The following is a 22,101-nucleotide window of genomic DNA, read 5'->3' on the forward strand; positions in this document are numbered from 1 at the left end:
GCGAGCGGGCTGCCAGAAACGAGAAAGCCCCCTGCACCGTTTGGTGCAGGGGGCTTTTGCTTGCGTGAAGCGCGAGCGTGACTTACAGCGCTTCGATCTTGACGCGCTGGCTTTCCAGCAGCGCAAGTTCCGCATGGGCGTCGGCCAGCTTGGCGCGCTCCTTCTCGACCACATCAGCCGGTGCACGACCGACGAACTTCTCGTTGCCGAGCTTGTTCTCGAGGCCGGTGATGACCTTCTGCTGCTTCTCGTGCTCCTTGTCGATGCGCTTGAGCTCGGCTTCCTTGTCGATCAGGCCTGCCATCGGCACCAGCACTTCCAGCTCACCGACGCGCTGGATGGCGGACATCGGGGCTTCGTCGCCTGCCGCCAGGAAGGTGATGCTTTCCAGACGTGCCAGCTTGGAGAGGAACAGGCGGTTGGCTTCCAGGCGCTCGGCATCGCCAGCCGCGCCGTTCTGCAGGAAGACTTCCAGCGGCTTGGCCGGTGACAGGTTGAGCTCGCCGCGCACGTTGCGGATGGCGATGATGATGCCTTTAAGCCACTCGATATCGCGGATGGCCTGCTCATCGATCCGGTCGGCTTCGGCCTGCGGCCACGCCTGGCTCATGATGCTCTCGCCCTCCACCGTCTTGCCGGCGTGCGGTGCGATACGCTGCCAGATCTCCTCGGAGATGAACGGCATCATCGGGTGGATCAGGCGCAGGATGGTCTCGAGGGCGCGCACCAGGGTGCGACGCGTGCCGCGCTTGGCTTCGATGCTGGCATTGTCGTCCCACAGAACCGGCTTGGACAGCTCCAGATACCAGTCGCAGTACTCGTTCCAGATGAACTCGTAGAGCGCCTGGGAGGCGTGGTCGAAGCGGAACTCTTCCAGCGCGCGGGTGACCTGCTGCTCGGTCTGCTGCAGGCGCGCGATGATCCAGCGATCGGCCAGCGACAGTTCGACGGCTTCGCTGTTGACGCCGCAATCCTGGTCCTCGGCATTCATCAGCACGTAGCGCGCCGCATTCCACAGCTTGTTGCAGAAGTTGCGATAGCCATCGAGACGGCCCATGTCGAACTTCACGTCACGCCCGGTGGAGGCGAGTGACAGCAGGGTGTAGCGCAGCGCATCGGTGCCGTGAGGCTCGATGCCTTCCGGGAACTCGTTGCGCGTGGCCTTGGCGATCGCCTTGGCCTTCTTCGGCTGCATCATGTTGCCGGTACGCTTCTCGACCAGCTCCTCGATGCCGATGCCGTCGATCAGGTCGATGGGATCAAGCACGTTGCCCTTGGACTTGGACATCTTCTGACCGAGGCTGTCACGCACCAGGCCATGCACGTAGACCTTGCGGAACGGCACTTCACCCTTGAACTTCAGGGTGAACATGATCATCCGCGCCACCCAGAAGAAGATGATGTCGAAGCCGGTGACCAGCACGTCGGTGGAGTGGAAGGTCTTGAGCTCCTCCGTGTCCGCCGGCCAGCCGAGGGTACCGAAGGTCCACAGCGCGGAGCTGAACCAGGTGTCGAGGACGTCTTCGTCCTGACGCAGTTCGACGTCGGCACCCAGGTTGTTCTCGGCGCGGACTTCTTCTTCATTGCGGCCGACGTAGACGTTGCCGTCGTTGTCGTACCAGGCCGGAATGCGGTGGCCCCACCACAGCTGACGCGAGATGCACCAGTCCTGCAGGTCGCGCATCCACGCGAAGTACATGTTCTCGTAGTTCTTGGGCACGAACTCGATGTCGCCGTTCTCGACCGCCTCGATGGCCGGACGCGCCAGCTCCTCGACGGCCACGAACCACTGGTCCGTCAGCAGCGGCTCGATGACATCGCCGGAGCGGTCACCGTGCGGCAGGGTGTTGTTGACGGCCTCGACCTGCTCCAGCAGGCCCAGCGCGTCCATGTCGGCGACCAGCTTCTCGCGCGCGACGAAGCGATCCAGGCCGGCGTAGGCGGCTGGCAGGCTGGCGTCTTCCTGGGGCTGCGGACGGCCCTGGAGGTCATAGATCTCGGCGCGCTCCAGGATGGTGGCATCCTGGCTCATCACGTTGATCAGCAGATGGCCCTGACGCTTGCCGACTTCGTAGTCATTGAAGTCGTGGGCCGGGGTGATCTTGACGCAACCGGAGCCCTTTTCCATGTCGGCGTGTTCATCGGCGACGATGGGGATGCGACGGCCGACCAGCGGCAGTTCGATGAACTTGCCGACCAGGCTTGCGTAGCGCTCATCCTTGGGATTGACGGCCACGCCGGTATCACCCAGCAGGGTTTCCGGGCGCGTGGTGGCGACGATGACGTAGTCCTTGCCATCGGCGGTCTTGACACCATCGGCCAGCGGATAGCGGAAGTGCCAGAAGCTGCCCTGCTGATCGCGGTTCTCGACTTCGAGATCGGAAATCGCGGTGTGCAGGGTCGGGTCCCAGTTGACCAGACGCTTGCCGCGGTAGATCAGGTCTTCCTTGTGCAGGCGCACGAAGACTTCCTGCACCGCCTTGTAGAAGCCGTCATCCATGGTGAAGCGCTCGCGCTTCCAGTCGATGCTGGTGCCCATGCGACGCAGCTGGCGGGTGATGTTGCCGCCGGACTCTTCCTTCCACTCCCAGATCTTGTCGGTGAAGGCTTCGCGGCCGAGATCATGGCGGGTCTTGCCTTCTTCGGCGGCGACCTTGCGCTCGACCAGCATCTGGGTGGCGATACCGGCATGGTCGGTGCCTACCTGCCACAGGGTGTTGCGACCCTGCATGCGGCGCCAGCGGACCAGGGTGTCCATGATGGAATCCTGGAAGGCGTGGCCCATGTGCAGGGAGCCGGTGACGTTGGGCGGCGGGATGACAAGTGAGAAGCTCTCGCCCTGGCCTGACGGCGCAAAGCGGTTGTCGGATTCCCAGCGCTCGTACCAGCGCGTCTCGATGGCGTTCGGTTGGTAGGTCTTGTCCATGGGTCTGCATTGATCCGGTTGGGCGGGGCGTCCCGCGCCGGCTCAAGGAGCGGTCAGCGCAGGCAGAAAATGGGCTCGATTATAGCGCCGCTGATGACGGGCGTCATTCGGTCTTGGCGGGCAGGCCCTCGTGGCGTCTGGCAGACCCTGTTTTCACAAAGCAGGCAACATCCACGCACTGATGCCGTATCCTGTTGCGACCTCATGAGCCGAGGCTTGCCGCCTCGCACACTTCCCATTCTCTCACGCTCGCGGAGCCGCAATGTCCAAGCCTCGCCCCACGGACGGTGCCCCTCGTCCGACACGTCGTTGGGTCTGGCATGAACTGCTGCGTCATGCGCTGGTGCCATTGCTGGTGCTCGAGGTGGCGCTGCTGGGCTGCTATCTGGTGTTGCACTGGCTGGTCTCCGGGCAGCAGGACTCCACGCGCAGTGAGCTGGTGAATACCCAGCTCGAGCAGTTGACCCATTACGAGGCAGAGCACATCAGCCTGCTGGCGGACGACTGGCGCAGCGATGCCCGCCAGCTGGCGCGCAGCACTCTGCGTCACATGGATACCCCCGTGACGTCCCGCCAGCGCGAGCAGGAGCTAAAGCGGCACATGAGCGCGGGCGCCGGCACCCTGTACGTCGCCGAGAATGATGGTGGCGCCGGCTCCTATTACTCCTCGCTGGTGCCCAGCTATCTGCAGGACCACGACAAGGTGGTGCGCCTCTCGACAATGGACGCCCAGGTGTCGGACATGCTCGCCACGCAATCCGAGCTGCGCCAGATCTGGTTCTCCGGCTACGACGGCTACTTCCGCATGTTGCCGTGGACCGATACCCGCAACATCTTCACGCCCGGCGTCGACCTCACCAGCTACGGCTTCTACTACCTGGCGGATGACCGCAACAACCCGAGCCGTGGCGCCGTCATCACGCCGCCCTACCAGGGCCCGGTCGGCAGCGGCTGGCTGGTCTCGACGCTGATGCCGGTCCATCGCGGCGACTTTCTCGAAGGCGTGGTCGGCATCGACGTCACCCTCGATTCTCTGGTCGAGCGGCTCGAGAATGCCGAGCTGCCCTGGGGTGCCTATCTGATTCTGGTGAGTGACGATGTCGTCATGGCCATGCCGAGTGTCGGCGAGCAGGATTTCGGCCCCCAGCCCGCCCCTGAAGTGGTGCCGATGCCGCTGCTGCACGATCGCTTCCTCGATACGGCGCATGATGTCGAGAACTCCCCGGCCATGGCGCACCTGCTGCGCAGCATCTCGGATGAGGCGCAGGGCGTGCGCAGCGTTTCCTTGCTCGCCGGTGAGCGGCTGGTCGGCTGGCAATCGGTGCCGGGCACCGACTGGCGGTTGCTGGCGGTAGTGGATGCGCAGCAGGTCAACAGCGGCATCGATATCTGGAATGAACGCTTCAATCAGCTGGGCTACGTGATGCTGGTGGGACTGATTCTGTTCTTCTTCGCCCTGCTGGTGGTGATGCGTTGGCGGGCCGAGGCCATGGCGGCCACCCTGTCCGAATCACTGGCACGCCTCAGCGACATGGCGCTGCGCATCGGTCGCGGCCAGCCCGTGGTGCGCGAGCGCTTCCAGCTGCAGGAGCTGGATCAGGCCGGTGAGGCGTTGCGCGAAGCGGCCCAGCGCCGTGATCAGATCGAGCTTGAACGCGCCGAAGGTGCACGGCATGTCGAGATGGTGATGGCGGCCTCCGGCGATGCCACCTGGCGCTATGACTTCGATCAGGACGATCTCTACCTGCACGAGAATTTCTTCCTGATGCTGGGGCTGCCGGTCCGCGCCAGCATGCATCTGGCGGACCTTGACGCCATGACGCACCCGGAAGACCTCGTCGGTCTGCTCGAGGCGCGCTGGCGGGTCATGCACGGTGAGAGCTGGGCCGAGGCGCGCGACGTGCGCTATCGGCATGCGCGTGGTCACTGGGTCTGGGTGCAGATTCGCGGCCAGATCACCCGACGTGATCATGAGGGCCGGCCACAGCGCGCCACCGGGCTGGCGCTGGATATCCAGCGCCACAAGCAGTCACTCAAGCTGCTGGAGGCGGCCCGCGACAGTGCCACCGAGGCCAGCCAGTCCAAGTCGCGTTTCTTCTCGAGTTTCAGTCACGAGATTCGCACCCCGCTCAACGCCATCATGGGCTTCACGGATCTGCTCTGCGAGGAAGCCGACCTGACCCGCGAGCAGCGCCGCTACGTGGATGAGGCCAGTCATGCGGCGGCACAGCTGTCGGCGCTGATCGAGGACGTGCTGCAGATGTCGAGTCTGGAAGCCGGTGACCTGCCGCTGGACTGCCAGCCCCTCTCGGTGGGCCAGAAGCTGATCCGGCTGGCGGGGCAATATCAGCCGCGCCTGGAGAGCGCCAACCTGACGCTATCGCTGGCACTGGAAGGCGAGTCACTGTGGCTGAATGCCGACCAGCGTCGACTGGATCAGATTCTCGGCAACCTGATGGGCAATGCCATCAAGTACAACCGCGAGGGGGGCTGGATTCGTCTGGCCATCGGCCAGGAGCGCAATGCCAGCGGAGTGGAGATGGGCTGGGTGGAAATCACCGATGGCGGCTTCGGCTTTGATTCCGCGCAGGCGGTCCAGCTGTTCCAGCCGTTCTCGCGTCTGGGGCGTGAAGATTCAGGCATCGAGGGCACCGGACTCGGGCTGGCGCTGTCGCGGGAGCTCGCCCGCCGCATGGGCGGCGACATCACGGCGCGGGGCGAGCTGGGCGAGGGCGCCAGCTTCCGGGTCTGGTTGCCGCTGGCGGATGTCAGCGCCCATGAGCGCGTCGTCCAGGCGGCGTGGTCGGCGGAGAAGGTGCTGCCGGTGCCTTGTCGCTGGCTGGTGATCAGCACCCGGGCGCAGGACCGTCTGCGCCTCGAGGTGATCGGCAGTCACGTCGCCAATCTGGAGATCATCATCGCCAGCAGTGCGGCCCAGGCGTTGCGCCTGGTGCGAGATGTCAGCCCGTGTCTGGTCATCTTCGGCGATGTGCCGGATATGAATGTGGCGGCGCTGTTCGCCGAGATCCAGCGCATGCCGCGCGAACTGCCGTTGTGGGCCGTGCGTATCGGGGAGCGTCACGCCAGCGAGGCCGCAGGCGGCCTGCCCGAGGCCTTCTTCGACAGCGGTGAGAGTCCGCCGAGCATGGCCGATATCGAGCGCTGGCTTTCGCATCTGCAGGATAACTTCAAGCTTGCCCTGACTCTGGGAATGTAACGAAAGCCGGTTCGCTCAGCTGACGCCCTTGAGCTGATGCGAGCGCACGGCATAACCGCGTGACTTGTAGGTGCGCCAGCATTCGCGCTTGGTCACCAGCACATCCTGATGCTGATTGATGATCTCGGCGACGCGCTCGAAGCGTGAGAACCACTCGGGAATCTCGGGGTGCAGGTTGAGCAGCGCCTCGATACCCGGCGCCGGGGCGTCCTGCCAGCCGATGGTGACCGGCGGGCGCGGCACGTCATCGGCGTGTTCGGCCTCGCGGGCGGCCATGTCGAGATCGATATCCAGCGCATGGGGCACGAAGCTTTCCGGGCGGAACTGCCACAGATGCTCATCGAACTGACGCGCCATCGCCTCGTCCTCGACATGCACATGCAGGCGAAAGCCCTTGGCGTGGATGGTCTCGGCCAGCCGGCAGGCGAATTCCAGCCGGGCTTCCAGCGTGGTGTCGGGCAGGATGTAGAAGTCGATCTGGGTCATGGGCACCGCTCGGGCAAGGAATTCTCGAGCGCTCAGGATACCGCACTCGTCGCGCGGCTTCGATGCAGCCTGCCTCCCGTGACATCTTTCCGCAGTCAGATATCCGCGCGCCAGAAACCCCAAGGCCCGCCTCGAGAGAGGCGGGCCTTGGGGTTTCAGTCATCCTTCAAGCCACAGGGGCAGGCTCGAGGGCTTGTTCCCGTGCACTCATGTCAGTGCACTTATGCCAGACGCGTCATCCAGCCACGCGTGTCTTCGGCGCGACCGTATTGCAGATCCAGCAGCTGGCTGCGCAGACGCATGGCGACATCACCGGCGTTGGCGGTCAGGTCGAGGCGACCTTCTTCACTGACCAGCTCGCCCACCGGGGTGATGACGGCGGCGGTACCGCAGGCGAACACCTCGGTGATCTCGCCGGAGGCGATGCCTTCACGCCACTCGTCGATGCTGATCGGGCGCTCTTCCGGCGTCAGTCCCAGATCGCTCGCCATGGTCAGGATGGAGTCACGGGTGACACCTTCCAGAATGGTGCCGGTCAGGCGCGGCGTGACCAGACGGCCGTCCTTGAAGACGAAGAACAGGTTCATGCCGCCCAGTTCCTCGACCCACTTGTTCTCGGCGGCGTCCAGGAACACGACCTGGTCACAGCCATTGGCGGAAGCTTCGCTCTGCGCGGCCAGTGAGCCCGCGTAGTTGCCGCCGCACTTGGCGAAACCGGTACCGCCGGCGGCCGCACGGTTGTAGTGCGAGGACAGCCAGATGGAGACCGGCTTGATGCCGCCCTTGAAGTAGGCCGCCACCGGTGAGGCGATCACGTAGTAATCGACTTCACGCGACGGACGCACGCCTAGGAAGGCTTCACTGGCGATCATGAACGGGCGCAGATAGAGGCTGCATTCGTCACTGACGCTGGCCGGAGTCGGCACCCAGGCGCTGTCCTGCGCGAGCAGGGCCTTGAGCGAGCCGACGAAGTCCTCGTCGGACAGCTCCGGCAGTGCCAGACGGCGGGCGGAGTTGCGGAAACGTGCGGCATTCTTCTCGGGGCGGAAGGTCCACACCGAGCCGTCTTCATGACGGTAGGCCTTGATGCCTTCGAAGATTTCCTGGGCGTAGTGCAGTACCGAGGCGGCGGGGTCGAGGCTCAGCGGGCCGTAGGGGCGGACTTCATGGCCGTGCCAGCCGCCGTCGGCGGTCCAGCGTACATGGGCCATGTGATCGCTGAAGTGACGGCCGAAGCCGGGATTGGCCAGAATGGTGTCACGAACGGCAGCATCCGCCGGTTGCGTGGACGCGCGGACGTCGAAGCCTTTGGTCACGTGGGTGTCTCCGTAGCAGCGAGACCCCCGACGCGGAACGCCGGGGGTCGAATCATTTTTATAGGACCTCTCGGGTCAGCGGTGCCGAGTGGCGTCGCGACCCGCGTGTCTCAACGCTAGCACGCTATCGAGAGCATGCGAAGCCTCAGACGGTCTCTTCCTGCGGGGCGCTGAGTTCCGCTTCGCGATCCAGCAGGTATTGGGTCAGAAGTCCCACCGGGCGGCCGCTGGCTCCTTTCTGCTTGCCGGACATCCAGGCGGTGCCAGCGATGTCCAGATGCGCCCACGGGAAGGTGTCCGCGAAGCGGGACAGGAAGCAACCTGCGGTGATCATGCCGGCTTCGCGACCGCCGATGTTGGCGATGTCGGCGAAGTTGGAATCCAGCTGAGTCTGATACTCGTCCCACAGCGGCATGTGCCAGGCGCGGTCCCAGGCTTCTTCGCCGGCGTCGAGCAGGTCGAGCGCCAGGTCATCATCGTTGGAGATCAGGCCGGTGGCGTGATTGCCCAGCGCGATGACGCAGGCGCCGGTCAGAGTGGCGATGTCGACGACGCTGGCCGGCTCGAAGCGCTCGGCGTAGGTCAGCGCATCACACAGCACCAGACGGCCTTCGGCGTCGGTGTTGAGGACTTCGACGGTCAGACCCTTCAGGGTCTTGATGATGTCGCCCGGCTTGGTGGCGCGGCCGTCCGGCATGTTCTCGGCGCTGGCCACGATGGCCACCACGTTGAGCTTGGGCTTGAGTTCCAGCACGGTGCGCATGGTGCCGAACACGCTGGCCGCGCCGCCCATATCGTACTTCATCTCGTCCATGCCGGCGCCCGGCTTGAGCGAGATGCCGCCGGTATCGAAGGTGATGCCCTTGCCGACCAGCACGTGCGGGGCTTCGTTCTCGTCTTCCGCGCCGCGGTATTCCATCACGATCAGGCGGCTCGGCTCTTCACTGCCGCGGCCGACCGACAGCAGGGACAGGGCACCGAGCTCCTCGAGCTCTTCCTCGCCGAGCACGGTCACTTTCAGGGCGCCATCCGAGGCGGCACCCAGTTGCTCGGCACGCTCGCCCAGGTAGCGCGGCGTGCAGATGTTGCCCGGCAGATTGCCCAGCGTGCGCGCTTCATTGACGCCCATGCCGATGGCGGCACCGACGCGCAGGCCGGCTTCCAGTTCGGCCTGACGCTGCTTGTCGGCACTAACCACGCTCAGGCGGGTCAGAGAGACGGGCTCGCCCGGCTTGCTCTTCATCTCGGTGAAGCGATAGGCAGTGCGCAGCGCGCTCTCGGCGATCATGCGCGCCATCCAGTCAGCCTCACGCAGCTCGAGATTCAACTCGAGACCAGCGAAGGCCGCGTCTTCGATGGGCAGCTTGAGCAGAGCGGTCATGGCGGCGTCGAGGCCACGCTTGTAACGGCTTTCGTCGAGCTTTTCCTCACTGCCGAAACCGGCCAGCAGCAGGCGCTGAGCGCCGAGGCCCGGAGCGAAGGGCACCAGCAGGGTATTGCCGAGCTCGGGCTTGAAGTCGCCGCGCTCGATCAGCTGGGAAATCAGCTTCTCGCTGGCATCGTCGAGTCGTGCCGCAGCACCGGTGAGGTCGCCCTCGATGACAGGTACCACGATGCAGGCGGTTTCAAGCTGGGCCGGATTGGCAGTGACTACAGGAAATTCCATGGCAACTCCACGCGCGCGAGTGAGGGTACGAAGATGAACAGTACAAGGATGAAGGATGTCGTCAGGCCAGGCGTGCCCGGCTCGCGGCGACATCGGGGTCATGGTCTGGATGGGGGCGCAGACCGCTCATGACAAGCTGAGCTGGCATGCACGAGTGAGGGCAGTCCATCATGTCAGGCTGTCCACGTGCAATGCCTGCAGCCGCGACAAGGCAGCATCCTTTCTGGATAATGCTGCTGCATGAGGGGGAGTCGCTCCCGTCCAGTCTTCAGACCCGTGCCGCCAGTGTACGCAAAGGCTGCGCACCATGCATGAGGGGGATGATGCCTTCATGTGATCACGACCATTCCTCCACCGGCTATCATCGATCTGGTCAACACGCTCGCTTGCGAGCGGGAAACAGGAGTTCCACTTGATCATCTTCCGCTACCTGACACGCGAGATACTCACCACCATGGCCGCCGTGGCCGGGGTGCTGATGCTTGTCATCATGGGCAGCCGATTCATCCGCTATTTCAGTGATGCGGCGGAGGGGGATTTCCCGGCGTCGATTCTCGGCAGCCTGATGCTCTATCACCTGCCGGGTTTCTTCGAACTGCTACTGCCGCTGTCCTTCTTCCTTGCCGTGTTGCTGGCCTTCGGTCAGCTGTACATGAACAGCGAGATCACCGTGCTGGTCGCCTGTGGCGTCGGCCCGGAGCGCCTGCTGCGTGTCACCCTGCTGCCGGCGCTGTTGATCACGGCGCTGGTCGCGGCCTGCAGCCTCTATCTGACGCCTGCCGGCGCGCTCAAGAATGAGCTGTTGCTCGAGCAGCAGAAGCAGAAGACCGACTTCTCGATTCTCGGCGCGGGACGCTTCCAGGAGATCGGCAATCGCACCGTCTATGCCGAGAGCATGAGCGATGACAACAGCGAGCTGGAAAACGTCTTCATCGCCGAGGCAGGTGACAGCAATGCCGCCAGCACGCCCGACAGCGAACCGAGCCAGTCGGTGGTGCGCGCCGAGCGTGCCTTCCAGGAAGTCAGCCCCGAGACCGGCAGCCGCTATCTGGTATTGAGCGACGGTACGCGCTACGGGGTGGAGCCAGGCAAGGCGATCGCCCAGCGACTGGGCTTTGATCGCTACGGCGTGCGCATCACCGAGGGTCAGGATGCCGCGGCTCTCAAGGAGGACATCGAGCTTGCGACCACGGCGCAGCTCTGGGCTTCCGATCTTCCGGAGGCCAAGGGCCAGCTGCAGTGGCGCATCTCGCTGCCGTTGATGGTGCCGATCCTGATGCTGATCGGCCTGCCGCTGGCACGCGTCAATCCGCGTCAGGGGCGTTTTGCGCGTCTGCTGCCGGCCATCTTCGTGCATATCACCTATCTCAGCCTGTTGATCGCGGCGCAGAATGCCGTCGCATCCGAGAAGTACCCGGCCGCCATTGGCCTGTGGCCCATTCACGGCGTCTATCTGGCGCTCGGCATCTGGCTGAGCTGGCGCGACAACCGCGGAGGTGGCCGCTGATGCTGCTTGATCGTCTCGACCGTTACATCGCCCGCAATGTGCTGGTGGCCATGCTGGTGGTGCAGGTACTGATTCTCGGGCTCGACCTGATGATCACCTACATCAATGATCTGGGGGATGTGAAAGGCGACTACGGCGCCTTTGAAGTGCTCCTCTATCTGCTGATGCGTCTGCCGTCGCGCTTCTACGAATTCGTGCCGGTCGGCGTACTGCTGGGCGCCCTGATCGGGCTGGGCAGCATGGCCTCGAGCAATGAGCTGACCATCATGCGCGCCGCCGGTCGCTCACTGACGCGCATTCTGTGGGGTGTGATGAAGCCGCTGGGGCTGGTCATCGCCATCACCATGGCGGTCGGTGAATACGTCGCCCCCGTCACCGAACTGCAGGCCGACGCCTGGCGCGCCGAGAAGCAGCAGGGCGCAGGCGCCGTCTACGCGGAAGGCGGCGGCTGGCAGCGCGAGGGCAACGACTACTACCGATTCGGCTCGATTCGCAGCGATGATGTGGTGCTCAATGTCACCCGCTATCGCTTCGATGACGAGCGCCACCTGACCCAGGCGCTCTACGCCAGGCGCGCCGTCTGGCAGGACGATGGCTGGACGCTGGAGGCGGTGCAGACCACCACCTTCGAGTCTCAGGATGGCGAGCCGAGCGCCACCACGGTGGCTCAGCAGGAGACCCGCGAGTGGGACACCCAGCTGACGCCGGACCTGCTCAAGCTGGTCATCAGCGACCCCAAGCAGCAGTCAGCCTCCGATCTGTGGCGCTATTCCCGCTATCTGCAGGACCAGGGACTGTCGGCCAACCAGCCACTGCTCTACTTCTGGCAGAAGATTCTGCAGCCGCTGACACTGGCGGCGCTGGTACTGGTGGCCGCCTCCTTCGTGTTCGGGCCCTTGCGCACGGTGGCGGCGGGGACGCGGGTCTTCTACGGCATCGTGGTCGGCCTGCTGTTCAAGTATCTGCAGGACCTGCTCGCCCCGGCCTCGGTGGTGTTCGGCTTCGCGCCCATCTGGGCGGTGCTGGCGCCGATGCTGGCCTGTTACGTGATCGGCCTGCTGCTGATCCGGCGCAGTGGCTAGGGGCGCCCCGCACTCTCGCCGCCGTCTCGACCCGCAGGGAGCGCGCCCTGCGGGCCTGATGCGGCGTCTGGGCGGCGTGGTCTATGACGCCTTCCTCGTGATGGCGTTGTTGATCGTGCTGGGCTTCATCGGGGTTGCCGTCAATGGCGGTGAGGCCAATCAGTCGCCGCTGTTCCGCAGTCTGTTGCTGGTGGCGATGTTCGCCTTCTTCGGCGGCTGCTGGAGCCGCAGTGGCATGACGCTGGGCATGCAGGCCTGGCGACTGCGCATCGAGACGCCACAGGGTCATGTCCCGACGCTGCAGCAGTGCCTGATACGCTTCGTGGTTGCCGGGCTGTCATTGGGCGCCTGCGGGCTGGGGTACGTCTGGCAGCTGTGGGATCCTGAGCAGCGCAGCTGGCAAGACATCGCCTCCGGCACCCGCGTGGTGGTGCTGCCCAAGCCGCGGCGCGAGTGAGGCATCGTCAGGGAGCTTCTGGCGCATGCGCCGTGCAGGAAAGCAGTGAGCTCATCCAGAAGTGATCTCAGTTAGACAAGAAAACGCCCCGCCAGTCATCGACTGGCGGGGCGTTGTGTTTTCCGCGAGTGCAGGGAGTGATCAGACGCCCAGCAGGCCATCCAGGCGCGTGATGATGCGCTCCACGCTGGCGCGTGATACCACCAGGCTGTCTTCCTGTGCCGCCGTCTCGGGCAGCTCGCGCGGCAGGTCGATCACCGCGGTGCCCATGCCTTCCAGGCGCACGCCCTCACGGTAGCGCACGAAGGACAGCTGACCGATCGGACGCTGGCCATCGTGATCGAGGCGCGCCAGACGCGTGAAGGCGCTGACGGTATCGAGCACCGGCGCGCTGGTCAGCGGCAGGTGTGTCAGGCGCCATGCCAGCCAGCCATCGATGTCGACGGCTTCATCGCGCAGGGTGGCGAACCAGTGACGCGCCTGATCCAGGCGGTAGCGAGCACGGCCCTGCTTGTCGAGCCACAGCACGTCGGCGCTGGCCTGACGCGGGCTTTCCAGCTCGCCCGGCAGGTACAGCCAGGATTCGGTCAGGCGCTGCAGGGCGCCCGGCAGCGGCTCATCCAGGGTGCGCTCGTTGAGGGAGTCCAGCGCCGCGCTCAGGTCGCCCTGTTCCGCGCTCTCGCCGGTGTTGGAGTAACCGACGTTGTAGCGCCAGACACGGTCGGAAATTTCCTGGGTGACCACGTGGTCATGGGGCAGAGCGATATGGCTCATCAGTTCACGCGCGTTGCAATGCTCATCCACCAGGCCTTCACGGCGGGCTTCACGATAGAGATTGCGCAGCAGCGGGGTCAGCGGCAGACGGTGGTGGTCACCGAAGCAGCTGCCGGCGTCGCGGACGGCGTCCAGATCAAGTGGCAGGTGGGACGTGGCGTGATGATCGGCGGTGGCGAGTTGTACTGACATGATATCGGGCTCCTTGCGGATTGGCGTTCGGAAATCGGCAGATAGGGCAACAGCAGACGGATTCAGGCCGGTCACGGCTTCAGCATGGCGCCCATCATCGGCATGCCGATGCGGGTCATGGCCATGAGGAGGCGGAGCGACGGAATCTCTTGCAGTGTCCTGTTCATGTTCTTTCCTGATTGCCTGGCGGGGCGTGGCAGTCATTTGCCTTCATCGTGACGCGGCGCTTCCCGTGAGCGAGGAGCTGGGCTGCGTTCGAGTGACCCGCCTGAGTGATCGGCTAGCGATGACTCATTATGTTTTGGTGCGATTGTTTTTCGAATTGCATAAAAAATCGTTATACATACTAGCGGCCTCGTGTGAAATCGCAACCCTACCTTTCTGTCAGCCACGAGCCATCATTCTTTATACGGCGCTGGCTTTCCCCACGGCAATCGCTTTGTGAGGCTGATGTGGCCTGCTTATGACATCGTGTGTTCCGCAACCGCAAACCGGCCAGAAATCGCCTCGCTAAGTATTTGATATAACGTGTGAATGAGAATTTTTTGCAGTCAGGTGTTGCGCATGTTTCTGCGAATCATTTACATTTGTCTCACTTGGAGTGAGCGAGGTGAGCCATGTACGTCTGTCTGTGCAAAGGTGTGTCAGACCACAAGATCCGCGAAGTCGTGGAACAGGGAGCGCGCAGCTTCCGCGAAGTCCGTGAGCAGACCGGCTGCGCGACCCAGTGCGGCAAATGTGCCTGCATGGCCAAGACCATCACTCGCGAAGCGGTCGCGCGTGAAATGATGCCGGCAGAGGATCTCGCCTACGCGGTGTGATGCAGGCTTGAGCCGAGGCTCGCCTGCCGGCGACTGACACTCCAGTCGCCGCGCTGTCCATTGCTGCGTGATCCGTTCTCGTCGACTCCCGGCAAGTGCTCGCTTGCCTGACGCCCGCCACCTGGTCTCAAGACCGGGTGGCGGGCGTTTTCGTATGGGCGCCAGGCAATCCGGTGTCGGTCGCCACATGACAACGCGGATACCAATCCTTCCCATTTGCGCCTAAAAGTCGATAACTTGTTGGTATGTCTCGAAAAATTCATGTTTTTGCGCCATACTTGCCGCACCTGATCGATAGGGCACGCCTGACGTGCCCGCGCTGCGGCTGATGCATGCCGTCATCAGGCGCAGCACAGAACCTGACGCAAGCAGCAACCCTGACAAGAGAGGAATGGCGACATGAAAGGCGATCCCAAGATCATCGAGCATCTCAACACCATACTGGCCAACGAACTGGTCGCCATAAATCAGTACTTCCTGCATGCGCGCATGTACAAGGACTGGGGCCTCAAGCGCCTGGCCAAGTGGGAATACGACGAGTCCATCGAAGAGATGCGTCACGCCGACACCCTGATCGAGCGCATCCTGTTCCTGGAAGGCCTGCCCAACCTGCAGGACCTCGGCAAGCTGCGCATCGGCGAGAACACCAAGGAAATGCTCGAGTGCGATCTGGCGCTGGAGCACCAGGCACATGGCGATCTGAAGGAAGCGATCGCCTACGCCGAGCAGGTTCGCGATTACACCTCGCGTGACCTGTTCCGCAAGATCCTCGACGACGAGGAAGAGCACATCGATCACCTGGAGACCGAGCTGGGCCTGATCGAGAAGGTCGGCATCGAGCTCTACCTGCAGAAGCAGATCCACCACGAGATCGACTGATTCCGTGGCGGCGCGCTGAGCCGTGCCGAAACGAAAACGCCCCCGCTGCCGATGGCAGCGGGGGCGTTTCGTCTTCAGTGGCGCAGAACCGGCTTACTTGCCCAGTTCATTGACCAGCAGCGCTTCGACAGCCGCGATGCGTGCGTCGAGGCTCGCCTTGTCGGCGGCCAGAACCGTGATGTGGCCGATCTTGCGCCCCGCACGCGGCGCCTTGCCGTAGTCGTGCAGACGCGCGCCGGGGATGGCGAGCACGGCGTCACGTTCCGGCATGCGGCCGATGATGTTGAGCATCGCGCAGGGCGTGAGCAGTGCGGTCTCGCCCAGCGGCATGCCGGCGACGGCACGCAGGTGATTCTCGAACTGGCTGGTGACGGCGCCCTCGATGCTCCAGTGACCCGAGTTGTGCACACGCGGTGCGATCTCGTTGGCCAGCAGGCGCTCGCTGCCATCGGCGTCCTTGACGACGAAGAACTCGAAGGCCATCACGCCGACATAGTCGAGCTCGTGCATCACCTTGAAGGCAGCCGCCTCGGCTTCGGCCTGCAAGCCGTGGGAGTCGAGCGGGGTGGAGCAGTGCAGGATGCCGCTGCGATGTTCATTGCGTGACAGCGGCCAGGCGCGTGTCTCGCCATCGCGACCGCGTACCGCGATCACCGAGACTTCGTGATCGAAGGCGATGAAGCCTTCCAGGATCAGCGGCACGCTGCCGAGTTCGGCGAAGGTGTCGGCGACGTCGGCCATTTCGCGCAGCACCTTCTGGCCCTTGCCGTCATAGCCCAGCGTACGTGTCTTGAGCACGGCGGGCAGACCGATGGTCGCGACGCCCGCTTCAAGGTCCGCCTGGCTGTCGACCAGCGCCAGCGGCGGCACCTCGATGCCCAGACGCATGAACAGCGACTTCTCGCTCCAGCGGTCACGCGCGGTATCCAGGGCGCCAGCCGGCGGGAAGGTCGGACGCTCGGCTGCCAGACGCGCGACGGCGTCCGCCGGCACGTTCTCGAACTCGAAGGTGATGGCGTCAGACGCCGCCACCAGCTGCGTCAGGGCCGCATCATCCTGCCAATCGGCGCAGAGATGATGACCGTGGACGCGACCGCAGGGCGAATCCGAAGGATCAAGGAAGGTGAAGCGGGCATTCAGGGCGGCGCCGGCCTGAGCCAACATACGGCCCAGCTGACCGCCGCCGACGATACCGAAGCGGAACGGCTGGCTCATGGCTTACTCGCCTCCGTGGGACAGGCTGGGTGCGTCGGGGCGCGGGTCCGGATTGTCGAGCACACGGTCGGTCTGCTCGGCACGGAAGTTGATCAGCGCGGTGCGGATGGCCGGGTACTTGTTGGCCAGCTGGCTGGCGGCCAGCAGCGCGGCATTCACGGCACCGGCGCGGCCGATGGCCAGCGTGCCGGTGGGGATGCCAGCGGGCATCTGCACGATGGAGAGCAGGGAATCGACACCTGACAGCATGCTGGACTGCACCGGCACGCCCAGCACCGGCAGCCAGGTCTTGGCGGCACACATGCCCGGCAGATGCGCCGCGCCGCCGGCACCGGCGATGATGACCTCAAGGCCACGCTCGGCAGCGGTATCGGCATAGTCGAACAGCAGGTCGGGCGTGCGATGGGCAGAGACGACCTTGACCTCGTGTTCGATCCCCAGCGCTTCCAGGGTTTCGACCGTATGGCACATGGTCGCCCAATCCGATTTTGATCCCATGATGACACCAACCAGTGCGCTCATGCTTCCTCCGCTCTTGACGTGGTATGAACCAGCTCACAGTGCCTGCCAGACGTGCCGGGCAGTGCGCTGTGTGGGCGTGGCCGAGCCGCGCGGGCAGATCATGCCCGCAAGCGGCTCAATGCGTATGTCTGGAAAAACAAGCGGCGCAGTATAGCACCGCGACCGACAGGCGGCATGTACCTGTCTGGTCGGTCAGGATGTGGGTGCGGCAAGGCCGCGGATCAGCAGGACCACGCCGAGACCAGCGCGAAGCGTGGCACCGGCTCGCCCTGGATCTCGACGTTCTCCATGAACATGCTCAGCGAACGCACCCACAGCCCGCATTCACCATAAAGAGCACGATAGACCACCAGCAGCTCTTCGGTCTCGCTGTGGCGACTGGTGCCGATCACTTCGTACTGCGCGCCCTTGTAGTGGCGGTAAAGGCCCGGCACGGGACGATTTTCCGGCAGCGGCGGCATGGCAGGCAGGTCAGTCATGGCAATTTCCTTGAGGGTGAAGCCAAAAGCGAGAAGCGAGAAGCGGTGAAGCCAACAGCGAGAAGCAGGCGTATCAGTCGGCAGCGTTCGGCGCATCAGCCACAGACGTGTCATCAGCGACAGGCGTGGCCTTGGCACCGCGGCGTGCGATGCGCGCCAGCGCGCGGGCAGCGGCGGTGAAGCCGAAACTGCCGGTGACGAAGGTGGCCGCGCCGAAGCCGCCGGCGCAATCCAGGCGCGTGGCGCTGTCGCCGGGCTTGGTGGCACACACCTCGCCGTCGGCGCCGGGGTAGGTCAGCTGCTCGTCGGAATAGACGCACTCGACATCGAATCGGCGCTTCAGGTTACGACTGAAATTGTAGTCGCGACGCAGCAGGGAGCGAACGCGCGCCAGCAGCGGGTCCTGCTCGGTGCGGGCGAGATCACCGATCTGGATGCGCGTCGGGTCGAGCTGGCCACCGGCGCCGCCCGTCACGGTCAGGCCCAGCTTGCGACGCTTGCACCAGGCGATCAGCGCCGTCTTAGCGGGCACGCTGTCGATGGCGTCGATGACGTGATCGAGGTCGTCGTGGATCAGCTCGGCGAGATTGTCCGGCGTGACGAAGGCCGAGATGGCGTGGATCTTCATCTGCGGCGCGATCAGCTGGCAGCGCTCGGCCAGCACCTCGACCTTGGGACGGCCGATCTGGCCATCCAGCGCATGCAGCTGACGATTGACGTTGGAGACGCAGACATCATCGAGATCGATCAGCGTCATCTCACCGATGCCGGAGCGTGCCAGCGCCTCGGCGCTCCAGCTGCCGACACCGCCGACCCCGATCACCGCGACATGCGCGTGGCGGAAGTGGGCGAAGGCGCTGGCGCCGTAAAGGCGACGGATGCCACCGAAGCGGAAGTCGTAGTCGTCTTCTGCGGGGGCCTGGCTGGCAGCGCCGGCCGCAAAGAAGCTCTCCAGCATTCGTTCGCTGGCGGAGGGCGTGCTGTCGTGGGTCGACGGCTCGCCTGAGGGCTTGCGGTCAGGGCTCTGCTCTTCAGAGCTTTTGCTTTCAGAGCTTTTATTTTCAGAGCTCTGCTGTTCTGGACTCATGTCGGTCGAGTCCGGGGTGTCGGAAGAGGTGGTCATGCGCAGCTCGCGAATCTCGGGGGTACGGGTGGCAGTCGGCAAGGATGCGCTCAGTCAGCCGGGTCGCTGGCGGTCGCATCGAGCCAGTGTCTGGTCGGGCGCTCTGCCAGATGTTCAGCGTAGCGTTCGGGCAGATGGCCCAGCCAGCCGAAGCGCTCCATCAGTGCCGCGTAGGCACCTTCTGGCGGACACGACAGGCTCAGCCAGCCGCCCTCGGGGTGAGGGAGCTCGAGCCCGACAGCCGCCAGCAGCAGGCGGGGGCATTCCAGTGTCGTGGCGAAGTAGCGATTGTAGTTGCCCTTGCCGTGCTTGGCGTCGCCGATGATCGGGTAGCCACGGCGTGACAGGTGACGGCGAATCTGATGGCGGCGGCCGGTCAGCGGGCGGGCCTCGACCAGCGAGAAGCGCGACTGCGGATAGCGATCGATGGCGATGGGCAGCTCGACCTGTGCCAGGCGGCGCGTGTCGGTGATGGCTTCCTGCTCCGGCATCTCGGCCTTGGGCAGCTTGCCATCTTCCTTGCGCAGGCCGTAATCGAGGCGTTGCTGCTCGGGCGCGACGCCGCGCACTATCGCCAGATAGCGCTTGCTGACCTGCTGCTCCTCGAAGGCGGTGCTCAGCTTGCGCGCCGCCTGGGGCGAGAGGCCGAACACCATCAGCCCTGATGTCGGGCGATCGAGGCGATGCACGGGGAAGACATGCTGGCCGATCTGGTCGCGCAGGCGCTGAAGCAGAAACTCGGTCTCGTGCTTGTCGATGGGGCTGCGGTGCACCAGCAGGCCCGATGGCTTGTGAACCACCACCAGCATTTCATCCTGGAACAGGATGTCGAGTGGCTCGGCGGGTTCAGTCAGCTCAACAGGCTCAGCCGGCTCAGTCACCTCAGCAGACTTGGCCTCGAGAGACGTTGGCGTGGCGTCCGCCATCGGCGCAGGTGTCTGAGGCGCCGTCGGCGCGTCGGAGTGCGGAGCATCAGGAGAAGAGGGCATGGGCATCACGGCAGCAGGAAGACGAAAGCCGACCATCGCAATGAGGGTCGGCGTGTATTGTCCGGCTTTCGCCGCTGGCTGTCATGTCCGGTGTGGCGTCGGGCGCGCGGATGCCTGATGACAGGGCCTGATGTCAGGGCCTGATCAGCAGTCCGGCGGCGAGCCACTGCACCAGCAGGTTGATCGCGACGCTCGGGGCTTGCTCTGCCCCCACCTGCGGCGTCAGCAGCTCACCGAGCCGGCCGAAGCTCAGGCCCTCGGCGCCGGCCGCGAGGATGGCGCCGAGAGCCAGGTCTTCCAGCGCATCGAGAGAGCGATAGTGCACCTCGGGCGCGCCAGCGGTGGGCTGGCGCCAGACGATCCAGGGCGTGGGCGTGTCGGACTCGACCGGTGCGCGTGGCGGCTCATCGTTGTCGATGGCCTTCCAGATGGCTGGCGTATCGAAGTGGAACGAGAAGCGCTTGAGGGACGGATGCGCTGCCAGGGCCAGCTCTGGCCACTCCTCGGGGGCCAGCGTCTGCAGGGTCTCGACACTCAGCGGGGGGCTGTCCACCACATCCAGCGCCAGTCCCAATGCCCACTCGAAGGCGGCCATCTCGGTGACCAGGGAGCGCTCGGGTTCGCGCGCCGCGACGAAGGCCGGGAAATGCTGGCCGGCCCAGCGAATCGAATAATGACTCGGCGGGTGGGCCGCGAGGTAGTCACGACACAGCAGCCCGAAGGCGTCATCGCCGATCAGGGTGTGCACGGCCTCGAAATCCCCGCCGAAGACCTCGAACAGCCGCAGCCGATAGGCCATCGCGTAGATGTCGAGGCGCTCCTCGGCGCTGGCAAGCTGATCACTGATGACGGCCTCGGCCGCCGCGCTGCGGGTGTCAGGGCTCGGCGTCGCGAGGTAGGCGCCCGTGGTCTCCTGCAGTTGCATCAGGGCGCTGCGATCAGCACCGCCTGCGGGGCTCGCTTGCGTCATGCGCGCAGCCCTCCGTGGTCTGGCGTCTGATTCGCGCGCGCGGCATCCGCCAGCGGATGACCACTGCGGCGGCGCAGCTCGGCGTACTCCTGCATCAATTCCGACCAGGGCGGGAAGTTGTCGTCGCGCTCGATCATGGTGGCGACATCGCCGAAGCGCTCCCGCGCGGCGTCATACAGCGTCCACACGGCGTCCGGGACGGGCTGGTCATGGGTGTCGATGCACAGCTCGCCGCCGGAGACTTCCTGCCGGATATGCCCGGCCAGATGGTGCTGCCAGACGCGCTCTGTCGGCATGGCGTCCAGATAGGCCAGCGGATCAAAGCCATGATTGTTGCTGGAGACGATGACATTGTTCAGGTCGAGCAGGATCAGGCAGTCGGCGCGGCGGCTGACTTCCGCCAGAAACTCCCATTCGCTCATCTCGTCAGGGCGCCAGGTCAGGTAGCTGGAGACATTTTCCAGCAATAATTGACGGCCGAGTGCGTTCTGGACCTGATCGATGCGTTCGGCCAGATGGTCGATGGTGGCATCGGTATAGGGCAGCGGCAGCAGGTCGTGGAACTGATGCGCGCCGGTGCGCGTCCAGCACAAGTGATCGGAGACCCACAGCGGTTCGATGCGCTCGCACAAGGCGCGCAGCTCGCGCAGGTAACGGCTGTCGATGGGATGGCTGCCACCGATGGACAGCGAGACGCCATGCAAGGCGATGGGGTAGTGCTCGCGGACTCGCTCGAGGTGATGCAGTGGCTTGCCGCCGGCACTCAGACCACCGGTACTCAGGCTACTGGTACTCAGGCCACCGGATTCTCTGGCGCCGTGGCCCATGTAGTTCTCGCTGATGGCCTCGAACCAGTCGATATCCGGCAGGGTCGTCAGAATCTCGTGGTAGTACTCGGGGCGCAGGCCCAGCCCCTGACCGATACCGGCGCTGGCGGGCGTGGGCAGGCGAGCGGTGACAGCTGTCGTCATGCGTGAGTCCTCTTCTGAGCTGAGGCAGAGGGTGCGGAAAAGGGCGAGGCAGAGGGCGAGTCAAGAGCTGAAAGACACCCGCCAGGGTTCCCGGAAAGAAACCGAGCCAGAGCCAGAACCAGAATCAGGAACGGGAGGACGGTGTGCCGTCCTCCCGTCGGGTATTCGCCAGAGGCGCCTGCCAGGGCAGACGCCTCTGCGTGCCTGAGGATCAGCCCTCGACGACAGTACCACCTTCGCCGACACAGGATTCAGCGCTGGCAGTGTACGACCAGCCCTGGCCCTTGCAGGCGTTGTGGCCCTTGCAGGCGCTGTTGGCGGTCGCGCATTCGGAGGTGCCCTTGCAGGAGTTGATGCCGGAGCACTTCACGGCATTGTCACCGGCGTGCACCGGCAACGAGGTCAGGGCGGCAGTGGAGAACAGCGCGGCGGCAGCGGCGGCGAAGGTGGCAGCAGTAACGGTCTTCTTCATGGTCATGATGGCTTCCTATCGGGCAGGGCCCGTATTT

The 22,101-nt window shown here is 64.6% G+C and carries 20 protein-coding genes; 6 read left to right on the top strand and 14 right to left on the bottom strand.

The window, feature by feature from the left end; translation table 11 throughout:
- Positions 1-82: 82 nt before the first annotated feature.
- Complete coding sequence (locus tag R2R70_RS17630; protein ID WP_410978627.1) at positions 83-2,926, bottom strand: valine--tRNA ligase; 2,844 nt, start codon at positions 2,924-2,926, stop codon at positions 83-85.
- Between the two features lie 262 nt (positions 2,927-3,188).
- Between R2R70_RS17630 and R2R70_RS17635 the strand changes: the two genes are divergently transcribed.
- A complete protein-coding gene (locus tag R2R70_RS17635; RefSeq protein ID WP_410978628.1) occupies positions 3,189-6,143 on the top strand; it encodes an ATP-binding protein in 2,955 nt (984 codons plus the stop codon).
- A gap of 15 nt (positions 6,144-6,158) precedes the next feature.
- Here the strand turns inward: R2R70_RS17635 and R2R70_RS17640 are convergent, their stop codons facing one another.
- The 3 genes from R2R70_RS17640 to R2R70_RS17650 all read right to left on the bottom strand — a co-directional run bounded on the left by R2R70_RS17640 (position 6,159) and on the right by R2R70_RS17650 (position 9,611).
- Positions 6,159-6,629, bottom strand: a complete 471-nt coding sequence (locus tag R2R70_RS17640; RefSeq protein WP_043333207.1) for a DNA polymerase III subunit chi — start codon at positions 6,627-6,629, stop codon at positions 6,159-6,161.
- A gap of 221 nt (positions 6,630-6,850) precedes the next feature.
- The gene (locus R2R70_RS17645; RefSeq protein WP_410978629.1) at positions 6,851-7,945 is read right to left on the bottom strand and encodes a branched-chain amino acid aminotransferase; all 1,095 of its coding nucleotides are present in this window, start codon (positions 7,943-7,945) and stop codon (positions 6,851-6,853) included.
- Between the two features lie 145 nt (positions 7,946-8,090).
- Complete coding sequence (locus tag R2R70_RS17650) at positions 8,091-9,611, bottom strand: leucyl aminopeptidase (RefSeq protein ID WP_043333204.1); 1,521 nt, start codon at positions 9,609-9,611, stop codon at positions 8,091-8,093.
- Positions 9,612-10,023: 412 nt separating this feature from the next.
- On the opposite strand from R2R70_RS17650, the gene lptF reads away from it, so the two are divergent.
- The 3 genes from lptF to R2R70_RS17665 are packed head-to-tail and all read left to right on the top strand — an operon-like array spanning position 10,024 to position 12,657.
- The gene (lptF, locus tag R2R70_RS17655; RefSeq protein ID WP_410978630.1) at positions 10,024-11,118 is read left to right on the top strand and encodes an LPS export ABC transporter permease LptF; all 1,095 of its coding nucleotides are present in this window, start codon (positions 10,024-10,026) and stop codon (positions 11,116-11,118) included.
- A complete protein-coding gene (gene lptG, locus R2R70_RS17660; RefSeq protein ID WP_107335633.1) occupies positions 11,118-12,200 on the top strand; it encodes an LPS export ABC transporter permease LptG in 1,083 nt (360 codons plus the stop codon). Before lptF ends, lptG begins: the two co-directional genes overlap by 1 nt.
- On the top strand, positions 12,193-12,657 hold the full coding sequence (locus tag R2R70_RS17665) for an RDD family protein (RefSeq protein WP_235506925.1): 465 nt from the start codon (positions 12,193-12,195) through the stop codon (positions 12,655-12,657). Before lptG ends, R2R70_RS17665 begins: the two co-directional genes overlap by 8 nt.
- A gap of 141 nt (positions 12,658-12,798) precedes the next feature.
- Here the strand turns inward: R2R70_RS17665 and R2R70_RS17670 are convergent, their stop codons facing one another.
- Entirely contained in the window at positions 12,799-13,623 is an 825-nt protein-coding gene (locus tag R2R70_RS17670) for a hypothetical protein (protein ID WP_107335632.1), read from the bottom strand.
- A gap of 617 nt (positions 13,624-14,240) precedes the next feature.
- On the opposite strand from R2R70_RS17670, the gene R2R70_RS17675 reads away from it, so the two are divergent.
- Complete coding sequence (locus R2R70_RS17675; protein ID WP_043333196.1) at positions 14,241-14,444, top strand: bacterioferritin-associated ferredoxin; 204 nt, start codon at positions 14,241-14,243, stop codon at positions 14,442-14,444.
- Between the two features lie 222 nt (positions 14,445-14,666).
- Here the strand turns inward: R2R70_RS17675 and R2R70_RS17680 are convergent, their stop codons facing one another.
- A complete protein-coding gene (locus R2R70_RS17680; RefSeq protein WP_152965315.1) occupies positions 14,667-14,873 on the bottom strand; it encodes a hypothetical protein in 207 nt (68 codons plus the stop codon).
- On the opposite strand from R2R70_RS17680, the gene bfr reads away from it, so the two are divergent.
- Positions 14,844-15,323, top strand: a complete 480-nt coding sequence (gene bfr / locus R2R70_RS17685; protein ID WP_043333195.1) for a bacterioferritin — start codon at positions 14,844-14,846, stop codon at positions 15,321-15,323. The genes R2R70_RS17680 and bfr overlap by 30 nt on opposite strands.
- 93 nt (positions 15,324-15,416) lie before the next feature.
- Here bfr and R2R70_RS17690 read toward each other — a convergent pair whose 3' ends face one another.
- From R2R70_RS17690 to R2R70_RS17725, 8 genes are all read right to left on the bottom strand, one after another.
- Positions 15,417-16,538 carry a 5-(carboxyamino)imidazole ribonucleotide synthase gene (locus R2R70_RS17690; protein ID WP_107335630.1) on the bottom strand — a complete coding sequence of 374 codons (1,122 nt, stop codon included), beginning with the start codon at positions 16,536-16,538 and terminating at the stop codon, positions 15,417-15,419.
- 3 nt (positions 16,539-16,541) lie between these two features.
- The gene (purE, locus tag R2R70_RS17695) at positions 16,542-17,060 is read right to left on the bottom strand and encodes a 5-(carboxyamino)imidazole ribonucleotide mutase (RefSeq protein ID WP_043333193.1); all 519 of its coding nucleotides are present in this window, start codon (positions 17,058-17,060) and stop codon (positions 16,542-16,544) included.
- 221 nt (positions 17,061-17,281) lie between these two features.
- On the bottom strand, positions 17,282-17,539 hold the full coding sequence (locus R2R70_RS17700) for a DUF1653 domain-containing protein (RefSeq protein ID WP_410978631.1): 258 nt from the start codon (positions 17,537-17,539) through the stop codon (positions 17,282-17,284).
- 73 nt (positions 17,540-17,612) lie between these two features.
- Positions 17,613-18,497 (bottom strand): tRNA cyclic N6-threonylcarbamoyladenosine(37) synthase TcdA, encoded by an 885-nt coding sequence (gene tcdA, locus R2R70_RS17705; protein ID WP_324692481.1) that lies wholly within the window; start codon positions 18,495-18,497, stop codon positions 17,613-17,615.
- 215 nt (positions 18,498-18,712) lie between these two features.
- A complete protein-coding gene (locus tag R2R70_RS17710; RefSeq protein ID WP_410978636.1) occupies positions 18,713-19,471 on the bottom strand; it encodes a pseudouridine synthase in 759 nt (252 codons plus the stop codon).
- 313 nt (positions 19,472-19,784) lie between these two features.
- Positions 19,785-20,621: a putative DNA-binding domain-containing protein gene (locus tag R2R70_RS17715; protein WP_410978632.1), complete on the bottom strand. Its 837-nt coding sequence runs from the start codon at positions 20,619-20,621 to the stop codon at positions 19,785-19,787.
- Positions 20,618-21,592 carry a DUF692 domain-containing protein gene (locus R2R70_RS17720; protein WP_410978633.1) on the bottom strand — a complete coding sequence of 325 codons (975 nt, stop codon included), beginning with the start codon at positions 21,590-21,592 and terminating at the stop codon, positions 20,618-20,620. The genes R2R70_RS17715 and R2R70_RS17720 overlap by 4 nt, the downstream gene beginning before the upstream one ends.
- 211 nt (positions 21,593-21,803) lie before the next feature.
- Complete coding sequence (locus R2R70_RS17725; RefSeq protein ID WP_197738697.1) at positions 21,804-22,070, bottom strand: hypothetical protein; 267 nt, start codon at positions 22,068-22,070, stop codon at positions 21,804-21,806.
- Positions 22,071-22,101 lie beyond the last annotated feature (31 nt).

The sequence above is a fragment of the Cobetia sp. SIMBA_158 genome (assembly GCF_046566945.1).
GTDB lineage: Bacteria > Pseudomonadota > Gammaproteobacteria > Pseudomonadales > Halomonadaceae > Cobetia > Cobetia amphilecti.

What these genes read in the sequence shown, in the direction of transcription:
- R2R70_RS17630 (WP_410978627.1), bottom strand. Translation starts at nt 2,926, where the DNA reads ATGGACAAGACCTACCAACCGAACGCCATCGAGACGCGCTGGTACGAG.
- R2R70_RS17635 (WP_410978628.1), top strand. Translation starts at nt 3,189, where the DNA reads ATGTCCAAGCCTCGCCCCACGGACGGTGCCCCTCGTCCGACACGTCGT.
- R2R70_RS17640 (WP_043333207.1), bottom strand. Translation starts at nt 6,629, where the DNA reads ATGACCCAGATCGACTTCTACATCCTGCCCGACACCACGCTGGAAGCC.
- R2R70_RS17650 (WP_043333204.1), bottom strand. Translation starts at nt 9,611, where the DNA reads ATGGAATTTCCTGTAGTCACTGCCAATCCGGCCCAGCTTGAAACCGCC.
- lptG (WP_107335633.1), top strand. Translation starts at nt 11,118, where the DNA reads ATGCTGCTTGATCGTCTCGACCGTTACATCGCCCGCAATGTGCTGGTG.
- R2R70_RS17670 (WP_107335632.1), bottom strand. Translation starts at nt 13,623, where the DNA reads ATGTCAGTACAACTCGCCACCGCCGATCATCACGCCACGTCCCACCTG.
- R2R70_RS17675 (WP_043333196.1), top strand. Translation starts at nt 14,241, where the DNA reads ATGTACGTCTGTCTGTGCAAAGGTGTGTCAGACCACAAGATCCGCGAA.
- bfr (WP_043333195.1), top strand. Translation starts at nt 14,844, where the DNA reads ATGAAAGGCGATCCCAAGATCATCGAGCATCTCAACACCATACTGGCC.
- R2R70_RS17680 (WP_152965315.1), bottom strand. Translation starts at nt 14,873, where the DNA reads ATGCTCGATGATCTTGGGATCGCCTTTCATGTCGCCATTCCTCTCTTG.
- R2R70_RS17690 (WP_107335630.1), bottom strand. Translation starts at nt 16,538, where the DNA reads ATGAGCCAGCCGTTCCGCTTCGGTATCGTCGGCGGCGGTCAGCTGGGC.
- purE (WP_043333193.1), bottom strand. Translation starts at nt 17,060, where the DNA reads ATGAGCGCACTGGTTGGTGTCATCATGGGATCAAAATCGGATTGGGCG.
- R2R70_RS17700 (WP_410978631.1), bottom strand. Translation starts at nt 17,539, where the DNA reads ATGACTGACCTGCCTGCCATGCCGCCGCTGCCGGAAAATCGTCCCGTG.
- tcdA (WP_324692481.1), bottom strand. Translation starts at nt 18,497, where the DNA reads ATGCTGGAGAGCTTCTTTGCGGCCGGCGCTGCCAGCCAGGCCCCCGCA.
- R2R70_RS17710 (WP_410978636.1), bottom strand. Translation starts at nt 19,471, where the DNA reads ATGCTGGTGGTGGTTCACAAGCCATCGGGCCTGCTGGTGCACCGCAGC.
- R2R70_RS17715 (WP_410978632.1), bottom strand. Translation starts at nt 20,621, where the DNA reads ATGACGCAAGCGAGCCCCGCAGGCGGTGCTGATCGCAGCGCCCTGATG.
- R2R70_RS17720 (WP_410978633.1), bottom strand. Translation starts at nt 21,592, where the DNA reads ATGACGACAGCTGTCACCGCTCGCCTGCCCACGCCCGCCAGCGCCGGT.
- R2R70_RS17725 (WP_197738697.1), bottom strand. Translation starts at nt 22,070, where the DNA reads ATGACCATGAAGAAGACCGTTACTGCTGCCACCTTCGCCGCCGCTGCC.